Below are 13,249 nucleotides of genomic sequence, written 5' to 3'. Positions count from 1 at the left end.
GACTCACCCGCCATCGCGCGGGTCGTGAATGTCGTATCCGGCGAACACCGTTCGCCGGATACGAACACAAGCCCCCGGTGCAGTGCCGCACCAGTGGCGGCAGACGTTCGGGAAAACTCGTCTCGACTGGGGAGACGGGTGAGCTACGTGCTGGATACCGAACAGACGCCGGGTGGACACGGTGCGTGCGGTCCATCGACCGCACGCACCCGTGTGCGCTGTGGCAGGCCGGGTCCGGATCAGCCGACCGGTGGAACCCGATCAGAGGAAAGTGGAGGTGCGGATGTGTCCGGCGAATCCAACAGCGAGGGCATGAATTTCGAACTGTCCGAGGATCAGGAGCTGATCCGCAAGTCGGTGGCGGAGTTGTGCCGCAAATTCGACGACCAGTACTGGATGGAAAAAGACCTGGCGCACGAATTCCCCACGGAGTTCTACAACACGGTCGCCAGCGGCGGTTGGCTCGGGATCACCATTCCAGAAGAATACGGCGGACACGGCCTCGGTATCACCGAAGCGACAATATTGGCCGAAGAAGTTTCGCGGTCCGGCGGCGGCATGAACGCCGCGAGCTCGATCCACATGTCGATCTTCGGTATGCATCCGGTGGTCGTGCACGGCTCGGAAGAACTGAAGAAGCGCACCCTGCCGCGCATCGCCAACGGTGACCTGCACGTGTGTTTCGGCGTCACCGAGCCGACCGCGGGACTCGACACTCCCCGCATCACGACATTCGCGCGCCGCGACGGCGACCACTATGTCATCAACGGGCGCAAGGTGTGGATCTCGAAGGCGTTGGAATCGGAGAAGATTCTGCTGCTGACGCGCACCACCCCGTACGACGAGGTGACCAAGAAGACCGACGGCATGACGCTGTTCCTGACCGATCTGGACCGCGCGCACGTCGACATCCGGCCGATCAAGAAGATGGGCCGCAACGCCGTCAGTTCCAACGAGGTGTTCATCGACGATCTGCGCGTCCCGGTGGAGGACCGCGTCGGTGAAGAGGGCCAGGGCTTCAAATACCTGCTCGACGGCCTGAACCCGGAGCGCATGCTCATCGCCGCCGAAGCGCTCGGTCTCGGCCGCGTTGCGCTCGATCGCGCGGTGCGCTACGCCAACGAGCGCGTCGTGTTCGACCGCCCGATCGGCATGAACCAGGGCATCCAGTTCCCGCTGGCCGATTCGCTGGCCAGGCTCGACGCGGCCGAATTGATGCTGCGCAAGGCGACCTGGCGCTACGACAACGGGAAATCCTGTGGGCGCGAGGCGAATACGGCCAAGTACCTGTGCGCCGACGCCGGCTTCACCGCCGCCGACCGGGCGCTGCAGACCCACGGCGGTATGGGGTATTCCGAGGAGTACCACGTATCGCGTTACTTCCGGGAGTCGCGGGTCATGAAGATCGCCCCGGTCAGCCAGGAAATGATCTTGAACTTCCTGGGTTCGCACGTTCTTGGATTGCCGAGGAGCTACTGATGACACAGCAGACGTTGTTCGATCTCACCGGGCGTTCGGCCCTCGTCACCGGCGCCGCGGGCGGTATCGGCTCGGCCGTCGCCCAGGCGCTGGCCAACGCGGGCGCCGCGGTGCTCGTCAGCGATCTCAACGGTGACGCGGCCGCCGCCGTGGCCGAGAAGATCAACGCCAACGGCGGGACCGCCTCCAGCTTCGCCCTGAACGTCTCCGATCGTGAGGCCGCGGGCGCCGCGGCGGCGGCCGCGGCGGCGCTGACCGGCGGCACGCTGAATATCGTGGTGAACAACGCCGGCATCACCGCGCCCGCGATGTTCAAGGACACCACCGCCGAATCGGTGCAGAAGATGTTCGACATCCACGTGATGGGCACCATCAACTGCACCCAGGCCGCGCTGGAATTCCTGCCGACCGACGGCACCGGCCGTGTCATCAACGTGACCTCCGCCGCGGGCCTGGTCGGCACCCTCGGCCAGGTGAACTACTCGGCCGCCAAGGCCGCGATCATCGGCATCACCAAATCGCTGGCCAAGGAATTGGCGCGCAAGCAGATTCTCGTCAACGCCCTCGCGCCGCTGGCGGCCACGCCGATGACCGAGACCATCCGCACCAACGAGAAGTTCTCCGAGCAGATGCTCAACCGAATCCTGCTGCGCCGCTGGGCCGAACCCGAAGAGGTCGCGGGCGCGTTCGTGTTCCTCGCCTCCGACGCGGCCTCCTTCATCACCGGCCAGGTGCTGCCGGTGGACGGCGGCACGGTCATATAATGACTGCCTCCCCGCAGGACGTCCCCGTGAGCGGGTCCGGTAATCCGGGCCCGCTGGCCGGTATCACTGTCGTCGCGCTGGAGCAGGCGGTGTCGGCGCCGATGTGTACCCGCACCCTCGCCGATTTCGGCGCGCGGGTGATCAAGGTGGAGAATCCGGACGGCGGTGATTTCGCGCGGTACTACGACGACGTCGTCAACGGCCAGGCCGCGCATTTCGTCTGGGTCAACCGGGGTAAGGAATCGGTCACTCTCGATCTGAAATCCGAAGCGGGCGTGGAGATCCTGCACCGTCTGCTCGATCGCGCCGACGTGCTGGTCTCCAACCTCGCGCCGGGCGCGACGGCCAGGCTCGGCCTGTCGCCGACGGACCTGGCGCAACGGCATCCCGATCTGATCTCGGTGGAGATCGACGGATTCGGCGCGGGCGGACCGCTGTCGCACAAACGGGCCTACGATCTGCTGGTCCAGGCCGAATCCGGAGTGTGCGCGGTGACCGGCACCGCCGACGCCCCGGCCAAGCCGGGACCGCCGGTGGCCGACGTGACCACGGGACTGTATGCGGCACTGTCGATTCTGGCGCAGCTGACCGGTCGCGGGCGCGGCGCTGTCGGCTCCGGCCCGGGGAGCGGCAACACCATCGCGGTCAGCCTGTTCGACACCATGGCCGAGATGATGGGTTATCACCTGACCTACGCGCGGCATTCGGGAGTCGATCTGCTGCCGCTGGGCATGAGTTCGCCCGCGGTCGCCCCCTACGGCGCGTTCGCGACCGCCGACGGCCGCACCGTCGTCCTCGGTACCACCAACGACCGGGAGTGGCGGCGACTGGCGACCGATATCATCGGCCGCCCGGATCTGGCTGCCGACGAGCGATACCGCACCAATTCCGACCGGACGCGCCATCGCGAAGAACTCGACGAGGCCATCGCGGCCTGGTGCCTGCGCCACGACCTGGCTCAGATCCAGAAGATCGCCGACGACGCGGGCATCGGCAACTCCGTTTACAACAAACCGAGCGAGGTCGTCGACCATCCGCAGCTGGTCGAGCGGAATCGCTGGCGCACCATCGACACCCCGAACGGGCCGATCCCGTCGCTGTTGCCGCCCGCCGTGATCGACGGTTTCGAACCGCCGATGGGCGCGGTGCCGGGTCTCGGCGCGCATACCGATACGGTGCTCGGTGAAATCGGTTGCAGCGCAGCCGATATCGCCGGACTGCGGGATGCGGGCGCGATCGGCGCGGCCGGAGTGCGGGGGTCGGCGAAGGTACATGGAGCTGCCGACGTGCGGGGTTCAGCAGAGGTACAGGGCTCTGTCGTCGACGCGAGGGGCTCTGCCGACGTGCCGAGTTCGGCCGAGAGACAGGGTTCTGCCGAGGAGCTGGGTTCTGCCGAGGAGCGGCGATGACCGCCGAACCCGTCCTACTGAGCGCCGATCACGACGGTGTCCGCACCCTCACGCTCAACCGGCCGCACCGCAAGAACGCCATCGACGCCGCGTTGTGGACGGCGCTGGCCGACGCGTTGCGCGCGGTCGCGGCCGATCGCTCGGTGCGGGCGCTGGTCATCACCGGTGCGGGCGATGCCTTCTGTTCCGGCGCGGATATCTCCGTGCCGGACAACGCGCACCCGATCTACCGGATGCGCGCGCTCACCGACGTCGCGGCGTTGCTCTACGAACTGCCGCTGCCGACCGTCGCCAAGGTCACCGGTGTCGCGGTGGGCGCGGGCTGGAACCTCGCCCTCGGATGCGACCTCGTGGTCGCCACCCCCGAGGCGAAGTTCTCGCAGATCTTCGCCCGCAGAGGACTTTCGATGGATCTCGGCGGATCGTGGCTGCTGCCGAAACTGGTCGGCTTGCAGCAGGCGAAGCGGCTGGCCCTGCTCGCCGAGGATATCGACGCCGAGCAGGCCCGCGAACTCGGCCTGGTCACCTGGGTGGTGCCCGCGGCCGAGATCGACGCCCACGTGGCCGATCTCGGCGCGCGCCTGGCGGCGGGTCCGCCGGTCGCGCTGGCACAGATCAAGGCGTTGCTGAACGAGGGCGCGTCGTCGACTCATCGCGACGCGCTCGCCGCCGAGGCACGGGCGCAGGGACTCAATTTCGCGACCGCCGATGCCCAGGAGGCCTTCGCGGCCTTCGCCGGGCGGCGTGAACCCAGTTACACCGGGCGCTGGCTGATCGAACGTCCGCCGATCCGGACCGCCGACGGCGCCATGAAATCCGAGAACGGGAGAACTGATGCGTGAAGTAGTCATCGCCGGGGCGGTTCGCACCGCTGTCGGTAAACGTAACGGCGGCCTGGCGGCCGTGCATCCGGCGGATCTATCCGCCTACGTGTTGCAGGCGCTGGCCGCGCGCACCGGACTGGACCCGGCCGTCGTCGACGACGTCATCTGGGGTTGTGTCTCCCAGGTCGGCGACCAGTCCAGCAATATCGGCCGCTACTCGGTGCTCGCCGCGGGCTGGCCGGAGAGCATTCCCGGCACCACGGTGAACCGCGCGTGCGGATCGAGTCAGCAGGCCCTGGATTTCGCGGCCCAGGCCGTGATGTCGGGTCAGCAGGACGTCGTCGTCGCGGGCGGTGTCGAATCGATGAGCCGGGTGCCGCTGGGCGCGGCCAAGGGTGACGGCGCGCCGTACGGCCCGAAGGCGTTGGCCCGCTACGACGGCTTCGTCTTCAACCAGGGCATCGGCGCCGAATTGATCGCCCAGAAGTGGGGTTTCGATCGCACCCGGGTCGACGAGTACTCGGCGCTGTCGCACGAGCGGGCCGCCGCCGCCCAGGACGCGGGCGCTTTCGCCGATCAGATCGTCGCGGTGGAGACCGACGCCGGTGTGGTGAACCAGGACGAGGGCATCCGCCGCGGTACCACCGTGGAGAAGCTCGCCAATCTCAAGCCCGCATTCCAAGAGGACGGCGTCATCCACGCCGGCAACTCCTCGCAGATCTCCGACGGCGCGGCCGCACTGGTGCTGACCACTCCGGAGAAGGCGCGTGAACTCGGCCTGACCCCGCTGGCGCGTTATGTCGGTGGCGCGGTGGCCGGTTCGGATCCGGTCCTCATGCTCACCGGACCCATCCCCGCGACCGAGAAGGTGCTGAAGAAAACCGGTCTGTCGATCGGCGATATCGGCGCCTTCGAGGTGAACGAGGCGTTCGCGCCCGTCCCGCTGGCGTGGCTGGCCGAGACCGGCGCCGACCCCGCGCTGACCAATCCGCTGGGCGGCGCCATCGCGCTGGGCCATCCGCTCGGCGGTTCCGGCGCGGTGCTGATGACCAGATTGATCCACCACCTGCGCGACAACGGGATCAGGTACGGGTTGCAGACCATGTGCGAGGGTGGCGGCACCGCCAACGCCACCGTGATCGAACTGATTTCCTGAACCTCTCTCCCGAACGGAGGAACCGGCGTGCGCCGCGACCTTTTCACCGAAGACCACGAGGCGTTCCGGCAACTTGTCCGGGGCTTCATCGAAAAGCAGATCGCCCCGAACTACGCCCAGTGGGAGAAGGACGGGCAGATGCCCCGCGAGATCTTCCGCGAGATGGGCGGTCTCGGCATTCTCGGCTTCGCGCTGCCGGAGGAATACGGGGGCGGGGGATCGCGTGACTACCGCTACAACGTGATCCTCCAGGAGGAGGCCGCGCGTGCGCTGGTCACCCTCGGCACCGTGCGCACCCAGCTCGACGTCATCCTGCCGTATTTCCTGGAGTACGCCGACGCCGCGCAGCGCGAACGCTGGTTCCCCGGCATGGCGGCCGGTGACCTGCTCACCGCCGTCGCCATGACCGAACCGGGCACCGGCTCGGATCTGGCCGGAATGCGCTCGACCGCGGTGCGCGACGGCGACCACTACATCCTCAACGGCGCCAAAACCTTCATCACCGGCGGTCTGCTCGCCGATCTGGTGATCGTGGTCGCGCGCACGTCCACCGATCCGGACAACCGCCGCGCCGGGCTCACCCTGCTCGTCGTCGAAGGCGGAATGCCCGGTTTCACCCGCGGCCGCATGTTGGAGAAGATGGGCTGCAAGGTGCAGGACACCATGGAGCTGTCCTTCGAGGACGTGCGTGTTCCGGTCGAGAACCGGCTCGGCGAGGAAGGCGCGGCATTCGGCTACCTGGGGCACAACCTGCCGCAGGAGCGCATGACGGTCGCCGTCGGCTCGGTGGCCCAGGCCCGTGCGGCGATCAACGCGACCATCGAATACACCAGGGAGCGTAAGGCTTTCGGCACACCGGTGTCCTCGTTCCAGAACACCAAGTTCGAACTGGCCGCCATGTCGGCGGAGGTCGAGGCCGCCCAGACCATGATCGACCGCGCGGTGGCCGACCTGGTCGACGGCGAGCTGTCCGGTGCGGACGCGGCCCGGACCAAACTGTTCTGCACCGAGGTGCAGGCCAGGGTGGTCGACCGCTGCCTGCAACTGTTCGGCGGCTACGGCTACATGATGGAATATCCGATCGCCCGGCTCTACACCGACGCCCGGGTGGCGCGGATCTACGCCGGCACCAGCGAAGTCATGAAGATGATCATCGCGCGCGATCTCGGCGTTTCCTGACCTATCGCCGGTTCGAAGGATCGGGGCCGGTTCACTCCATTCGGAGGGGACCGGCCCCGGTCGTCGGATATCCCTGGGCGGACTGCCCGTGCTCGCTGTCGACCCGCGTCTCGGTTCGGCCGCCTCCTCGAAATCGGTGCGCTATCCGTTCCATGCCTGCCAGTACCGTGCCGAGTCACCCTCCGCGACCGGTAATACGTTCTTCAGTGCCGCGGGACGGATATCGGTGTCGACGAGTCGGGTGACAGGGAGCCAGTGGAATTCGATGTGGTCTTCCCGGCTTGTCGGATCCAGGTCAGCGATGGTGACCTCGAAGACGAGGTTCAGTTCATGGTGCTGGGCGCCGTCCTCCACGTAGCCGTGCTCGACCACGCCGACGAATCCGGCGATCTTCGCGTCCGTGCCCAGTTCTTAGGCGATCTCGCGAATCAGCGCGTCTTCCACGCGTTCACCCGGTTCCACATGCCCGCCGGGCAGGAACGACCAGTCTTTCGTTCGCTGCTTGACGAGCAGGATGTCGCCGTCTCGCCGGACGACCGCTCTGGCGATGATTTCCGTGCGTGCCGTGTTCATGGTCGAACCTTTCACGGTGGCGGCTGGATCTCCCGTGGACCTCGGACTGGCGTCGAGCGCGATTCCCCGGCTTCGATCGCGTCAGTTCGGTGTGGCGGTGGTGGTCAGTGGCGCGGGCGTCGTAGTCAGGGTATTCCGCCCGGTCGGCTCCTCGGCTTCCAACGGACCTTCGATCGCGTACACCCCGCCGGTCATGCGGCCGCGGTCCAGTTCCAGGATCGACAGCAGCACCTTCTCGGTCGGCACCGATGTCGGAAACGCGCGGGGCGCGATGGTGTTCACCCGCACCCCGAATTCCTCGAACTCGACGGCCAGGTGCCTGCCCAAATGGTTGAGCGCCGCCTTGGACGCGCCGTACAGCGCCTGCCCGCCTTCGAGGATTTCGGTGCCGGACATGCTCGACACATTGACCACATTGCGATTCCGCGCCAGGTTCGTCTCGCGATCGTGCAGCCAGCAGCGCTGCGCCAGTCGAGTCGCCAAGCGCAGTGGCACGGCGACATTCGTGCGGAAGTGGTTGTCGAAATCGTCCAGCGCGGTATCGCCGTCGACCACGCCCCGCTCGTGCAACGTCGTGTGCGCGGCGTTGTTTATCAGCAGATCCACCGTGCCGAACCGCGCCAGCGCCACATCGACGACCCGCTCCACCTCACCCGGCTCGGTCAGGTCGGACTCGAGCAGGTAGGCCCGCGAATCGTTCTCCGGCAGTGCGGCTTCCGGCTCGAACGGGTCGACGAACCACTCGTATTGCGACGGCACCGCGGGCGTGCGCTTGCGATGTACGGCCACGATGTCGTACTCGGTGTACAGCGCCTGGCAGAACGCATTGCCCAGCATTCCGCCCGCCCCGGTGATCAACGCCACCTTCCGGTCGCCGAGCACCCGTCCACCGTCAGCCAATTCCGTCTCCTCCCCATCCCACGAGCATGTCGATATTAGGGTGTGCCGCTGAACCCCGTCACTCCGAACGCTGAGCCAGCGCCGCCAGCAAGGCGTTCTTCAACCGCTCCGGATCCGACCGCAGCAACTGCGTCACCGGGCTGTAGACCCGTAACTCGTCGGCCGCCAGCATCCGTTCCCGACTCGCGTCATCCGGAATCCAGGACCGGAAATACGCGCGTGCTTCCGCCCAATCCCCGCTCGCCGCCGCTCGATGCACCAGATCCCGCGATCGCAACATGAACTGCAACCGGATCGGCGCACTCGGATCGTCCCACCAGAAATTCGAGAACTCCCCATGGTTACCAAATTTCGCCACCCAGCTCTCGAACGACGGGTTCGGATAGTGCAGGATCACCGGCCCGATCGCCACGTGATGCTCACCCGCGTAGTCGTGGAATTCATGAATACCGGCGCGCACTCCAGGCGATACCCGCACCGCGCTCTTGCCGTTGCCGTACGCCATGAAATCGGTCCGCCCGTTGACCCGGAACAGCGTGCACTCGGCGAAGCAGTTCTCCGGCCGGTGGTCCACCGGCACTGCCTCGTGGTTCGCGAACGTCACCTGCCCCACCCGCTCCCGGTCCCGCCAAGCCCCACCGCTCTCGTCGTAGAGCAGTTCATCGCTGTCCACGGCGGCCACCCAGTCGAACCCGTGCTCCACCGCATGGGACACCGCGGCCTGCGTATTCGCGATGATCCGCCGAACTACCGCCGACGGAGTGTTGTCCGCGCGATCCCCGGCTCCGTCCAGCACCAGCACCGGCCGATCCCCGACCAACTCCTCGAACTCCGGCCGCTTCTCCGGATCATCGAGAAAGAGCATGATCGACTCGGCCTGCCGCAGGTGGAAGTCGAGCCAGAACCGATGCCCGGCAACAGGATCCAGCACTGTCGAACAGATGAGGAATCGACTGGAGACCGTCGGCGCAGGGTTACCGGACACGCGCTGATCGTAATCGGGTCGGTCGAATCGGAGATGACCGCCGGACCCTGCCATCGCCAGTGTGCCGCCCGACCGGGATGTCCGCGATTGAACCTTCTGTCCACCGCGCAGTAGATTGCCGTGCGTGTGGTCCGGGCCGAAGCGCGGCTTTCGGATCCGATGGAACCGGTGTGGGCACGCGTGCGTCGAAGACAGTAGAACAGCAGTCTGCGCAAGCGACGGGGCCGAAGTCCGGAACCCGGGAGGGGTGACGATCATGGGCTCGGCGCGTGAGATACGAGACAGGGTGGAGGACGATCCATGGCTACGTTGGATGTCAGTGCGGCGGATCTGACAACGCTATCGAACGCGATGAAGGAGTCGGGCAACGCGATCGGTGGGCAGATCGATCCCGTCAGGAAGAATCTCTGGGGCATGGGCACGCACAACGGCCAGCGCGAGTCCGGGAAGAACTATCCGAAGCAGGGCGAGGACGCCAATGCCGCGCTGGAGCGTGTCGCCTTCTGGTTGACGCACTGGAGTACCGCCGTGAAGGCTACTGGCAGCGCGCTGGGGCAGAGCGCCGACGCGTATGTCTACACCGACGCGGTCAACGCCAAGAAGGTGAACGAACTGTCTTAGACGACACCACAATTCGAGCGGCGTGTGTGAACTGACCGAGTAGGAAATATGGCTGAGGCAAATGTCGACGACATCCTGACAGCGGGCGCCTGGGGATTGGAGTACTGGAAACAGTTCCATCCGCATTTCGTGAAACTGTGGCCGAAGGAATGCAACTACACGGTCCAGCAACTCGACGACAGGTATCACCAGCAGCAGGGGCTGAACCTGGTCGGGCTCGGCAACACACTCAAAGCGCTGTCCGACGCGAAGACGGTCGGCGACGACCAGATCACCAATCAGCGCAATATCGTCGGGCGGTTGCCGAACGTCTGGAGTGGGAACGCCTCGCAGGTCGCACAGAAGATGATCTGGGAGCAGATCGGACTCGCCGAAGCGGATGTCACGAAGCTACAGGCCGCGATCAACGCGATCGGTACCTTCGTCAACGATGTCAAGAGTGCGGTCGATACGAAGGCCGAGTTCACGCTGGCCCTACTCAAAGAAGTCTGGATCGAGCGGGTCGCGGTCGAATGGAAGATGGGACAGAACTTCACCGGTCAGCTGGAGGTGAAGATCGATGGAAAGACGCCCGAAGATGTCGGTAAGATGATCGAAATCCGTGAGGCGCGAGAATGGTTGAGTTACGACCAAATTTGCTGGGTTTACGATAATTTCCCCGAAACCAGGCCATTGATGGACGAGTGGGGTCGTGCCCGGACCAGCAAGGACGGAGAGCTGAACAGGCTTGACTCGGAGGATTTGGCGAAGGCGAACGCGGGAAATTACGACGATGATGTCCACAACGCCGCGATAGCGCAGACCACGGTCAACAGGTGGCTGGACAATGTCTTCAAGAAAGATTTCACCGGCAAGCTGTCGAAGTGGGATCAGATGTGCACGGACGTGGACAATCTCATCACCGCGCACTACACCTCGATGAACAACGCGCTGGGTCAGCTCGACAGGGATTCCTACCCGCAACCGGCGGGTGCCCCGTCTCCGTCTTCGTCCACACCCTCGCCGAGCTCTGGAACTCCGAGTTCGGGTACTCCGACGTCCGGAACTCCCACCTCTGGAACGCCGACGTCTGGCACACCGACGACGGGAACACCGACAACCGGAACGCCGACGTCCGGCTCACCCACCTCCGGCACACCCACGTCCGGAACGCCGTCCGCCCTGACGACGATGAGCGGTCTGGCATCGGCGCTCACGAGCACGCTGAGCACAGCGGCCACCACGCTCGCCGCGGCCGCGACCAGCGGTCTGTCCACCCTCACCACCACCATCTCCGATGCCTTCGAGGACTTGACCGAGGACAGGGGCACAGAGGACAAGGGCACAGACGACAAGAAGGACGAGGGGAAGAAGAACACTTCGTCCGAATTCGACCTCGCCGGTAAGCATTACAAGCTCGAGGTGGGCGCAGACGGGCAGCCCAAGCTGGTCGAGACCAGCGCGGACGGCAAAACTCATGAGTACAGCGTGAAGCTGGACTCGAACGGAATCCCCGTCATCTCCAGCGAGGAGAAGACGGACGACGACAAGTCGTCCGCCGGGACGCCGTCTGCCGGGACGCCGAGCGGAGGGACACCGTCCGCCGGGACGCCGAGCGGGGGCACGCCGTCCGCCGGGACGCCGAGCGGGGGCACGCCGTCCGCGGGAACACCGTCCGAGGGAACGCCCAACGCGGGCGCACCGACCACAGGCACGCCATCGGAAACCCCGACCACGGGTACGCCCAACGCGGTCGTGCCGCCGACTGTAACCGGCAAGCCGGCGCAGGACGGCGAGCACACGCCGAAGACCGCCGAACAGCCCGCACCGGCCCGGACCGGCGCCGAGCTGGCCGAGGCGGGCCCCCTGTGATCGGTACGCGAGAGCTGGAACTGGTGAAGAGGTAGCGGCGATGGATTACGTCAGGGAAATGGAATACGCCTTCGAGGATTTCCGCCGCCGGTCACGCGCGAACCTCGAGGAACTCGAAGAACAACAGCGCGAGACCCGTGCGGCCTACGACAGGGCCGTCGAACAAGCCGTGGCCGAGGAACTTCGATTCCGGGAGGAGCACGCGGAGGAAATCGAGGCGGCTCGTGTCGCGGGTGCGGAGCGCGAACGACTCGAAGCGCAGGCTCGGGCCGAGCGGGAGCGAGTCGAAGCCGAGGCGCGCGAGCAGCGTGAATCGATCGCACGTGCCGCATCGTCGCGCCAGACGCAGGGCTACGCCGCGCCGAGCGACGACGACGAGTGGGACGACCCGGACTCTCGGTACTACCGCCGCGAAAGCTGGCTCGTCTGAACGCCAGGGGGACAAGATGGTTGTGAAGTTGGACAGCGACTGGCGGAACTGGCTGGCCGAGAACGTGGATCGCGGCTGCCGGGTGGAGACGATCGTCAGCGCCATGGTGGGGGCCGGGTTCGAGGAAACCGCGGCGGATTCGGCCGTGAAGCGGGCCTTGGGAGGTGAGACCGCGCGGCCGATCGCGCCGGAGCCGAATCCCGAATACGTGTACGACGAGTGTCCGGTCCCGAGCGACAACATCATTCACGCGCACGACCGGGAAGTGCGAGTGCTGACGCGCGTCCGCCGACCGCAGGTCGTGCTGTTCGGTGACGTGCTCTCGGCGGACGAGTGCGATCGGATGGTCGAACGGTCGCGGCACCGGCTGAAGCGCTCGACCACCGTCAACGGCGCGACGGGCGCGGACGAGACGATCGCGAACCGCACCAGCGAGGGCACGGTGTTCCAGCGCGGTGAGGACGAGTTCATCGATCGTCTGGACCGCAGGACCTCGGCGCTGATGAACTCGCCGCTGGACCACGGCGAGGGTTTGCAGATTCTGCGCTACGGCGTCGGCGGCGAATATCGCCCGCACTTCGACTACTTCCCGCCGGAGGATCCCGGCAGTTGGCAACACGTCGCGACGGCGGGGCAACGGGTCTCGACACTGATCGTCTACCTCAACGAGGTCGAAGCCGGTGGCGCGACGGCCTTTCCGGAGGCGGGCCTGTCGGTCACGCCGAAGAAGGGTGACGCCCTCTACTTCCGGTACCGCAACGGGGTGGGCCAGCTCGATCCGCTCACCCGCCACTGCGGCGAACCGGTGATCGCGGGGGAGAAGTGGATCATGACGAAATGGATGCGCCTGCGCGCGTTTTGAGCTCTTCGCTTGTGCTCGGGCCGGTCCCGCCCGCCCGGTGGGACCGGCCCCAGCTGTCGAGGCCGGCGTCCCGGCCTTCACGGGCATCGCGGCGTGGAATCCGCCGCGATCTCGTCCAGGGAATCGACGGCCGGGCAGGTCCGATCCGTTCGTCATTGCACGCGAATCCCAGCGCGTACAAGCGGTTTCGGATCGGGCCCGGCCCGACCGGCGTCG

The 13,249-nt window shown here is 66.2% G+C and carries 14 protein-coding genes; 10 read left to right on the top strand and 4 right to left on the bottom strand.

Annotation, left to right across the window (positions count from 1 at the left end):
* The first annotated feature begins 312 nt into the window (after positions 1-312).
* From DAT37_RS41550 to DAT37_RS41525, 6 genes are read left to right on the top strand one after another with little or no spacing between them, the layout of a single operon-like run.
* Complete coding sequence (locus DAT37_RS41550) at positions 313-1,479, top strand: acyl-CoA dehydrogenase family protein (RefSeq protein ID WP_109530621.1); 1,167 nt, start codon at positions 313-315, stop codon at positions 1,477-1,479.
* Complete coding sequence (locus DAT37_RS41545; protein WP_109530458.1) at positions 1,479-2,243, top strand: SDR family NAD(P)-dependent oxidoreductase; 765 nt, start codon at positions 1,479-1,481, stop codon at positions 2,241-2,243. Before DAT37_RS41550 ends, DAT37_RS41545 begins: the two co-directional genes overlap by 1 nt.
* Positions 2,243-3,652 carry a CaiB/BaiF CoA transferase family protein gene (locus DAT37_RS41540; protein WP_109530457.1) on the top strand — a complete coding sequence of 470 codons (1,410 nt, stop codon included), beginning with the start codon at positions 2,243-2,245 and terminating at the stop codon, positions 3,650-3,652. Before DAT37_RS41545 ends, DAT37_RS41540 begins: the two co-directional genes overlap by 1 nt.
* Positions 3,649-4,494 (top strand): enoyl-CoA hydratase/isomerase family protein, encoded by an 846-nt coding sequence (locus tag DAT37_RS41535; RefSeq protein WP_109530456.1) that lies wholly within the window; start codon positions 3,649-3,651, stop codon positions 4,492-4,494. Before DAT37_RS41540 ends, DAT37_RS41535 begins: the two co-directional genes overlap by 4 nt.
* Positions 4,487-5,632, top strand: coding sequence for a thiolase family protein (locus DAT37_RS41530; RefSeq protein ID WP_109530455.1), 1,146 nt, complete (start codon positions 4,487-4,489; stop codon positions 5,630-5,632). Before DAT37_RS41535 ends, DAT37_RS41530 begins: the two co-directional genes overlap by 8 nt.
* A 27-nt stretch (positions 5,633-5,659) precedes the next feature.
* The gene (locus DAT37_RS41525; protein ID WP_109530454.1) at positions 5,660-6,811 is read left to right on the top strand and encodes an acyl-CoA dehydrogenase family protein; all 1,152 of its coding nucleotides are present in this window, start codon (positions 5,660-5,662) and stop codon (positions 6,809-6,811) included.
* A 141-nt stretch (positions 6,812-6,952) separates the two neighbouring features.
* Here DAT37_RS41525 and DAT37_RS45170 read toward each other — a convergent pair whose 3' ends face one another.
* The 4 genes from DAT37_RS45170 to DAT37_RS41510 all read right to left on the bottom strand — a co-directional run bounded on the left by DAT37_RS45170 (position 6,953) and on the right by DAT37_RS41510 (position 9,269).
* On the bottom strand, positions 6,953-7,183 hold the full coding sequence (locus tag DAT37_RS45170; protein ID WP_198654705.1) for an NUDIX hydrolase: 231 nt from the start codon (positions 7,181-7,183) through the stop codon (positions 6,953-6,955).
* 39 nt (positions 7,184-7,222) lie between these two features.
* Positions 7,223-7,384: an NUDIX domain-containing protein gene (locus DAT37_RS45165; RefSeq protein ID WP_198654704.1), complete on the bottom strand. Its 162-nt coding sequence runs from the start codon at positions 7,382-7,384 to the stop codon at positions 7,223-7,225.
* An 81-nt stretch (positions 7,385-7,465) separates the two neighbouring features.
* Positions 7,466-8,284 (bottom strand): SDR family NAD(P)-dependent oxidoreductase, encoded by an 819-nt coding sequence (locus tag DAT37_RS41515; RefSeq protein ID WP_232840316.1) that lies wholly within the window; start codon positions 8,282-8,284, stop codon positions 7,466-7,468.
* 58 nt (positions 8,285-8,342) lie between these two features.
* A complete protein-coding gene (locus DAT37_RS41510) occupies positions 8,343-9,269 on the bottom strand; it encodes a hypothetical protein (RefSeq protein ID WP_157978966.1) in 927 nt (308 codons plus the stop codon).
* A 300-nt stretch (positions 9,270-9,569) separates the two neighbouring features.
* Here DAT37_RS41510 and DAT37_RS41505 point away from each other — a divergent pair, with 300 nt between their 5' ends.
* The 4 genes from DAT37_RS41505 to DAT37_RS41490 are packed head-to-tail and all read left to right on the top strand — an operon-like array spanning position 9,570 to position 13,033.
* A complete protein-coding gene (locus DAT37_RS41505) occupies positions 9,570-9,890 on the top strand; it encodes a hypothetical protein (RefSeq protein ID WP_157978965.1) in 321 nt (106 codons plus the stop codon).
* Between the two features lie 48 nt (positions 9,891-9,938).
* Complete coding sequence (locus DAT37_RS41500; protein WP_109530451.1) at positions 9,939-11,741, top strand: mucin-associated surface protein; 1,803 nt, start codon at positions 9,939-9,941, stop codon at positions 11,739-11,741.
* Positions 11,742-11,781: 40 nt separating this feature from the next.
* Positions 11,782-12,171: a hypothetical protein gene (locus DAT37_RS41495; protein ID WP_157978964.1), complete on the top strand. Its 390-nt coding sequence runs from the start codon at positions 11,782-11,784 to the stop codon at positions 12,169-12,171.
* 16 nt (positions 12,172-12,187) lie between these two features.
* A complete protein-coding gene (locus DAT37_RS41490; RefSeq protein WP_109530449.1) occupies positions 12,188-13,033 on the top strand; it encodes a 2OG-Fe(II) oxygenase in 846 nt (281 codons plus the stop codon).
* Positions 13,034-13,249 lie beyond the last annotated feature (216 nt).

It is taken from the genome of Nocardia aurea (genome assembly GCF_003123685.1).
Lineage (GTDB): Bacteria > Actinomycetota > Actinomycetes > Mycobacteriales > Mycobacteriaceae > Nocardia > Nocardia aurea.
The sequence above is the reverse complement of the archived record's forward strand: the minus strand, read 5'-3'. Positions and strand labels throughout refer to the sequence as shown.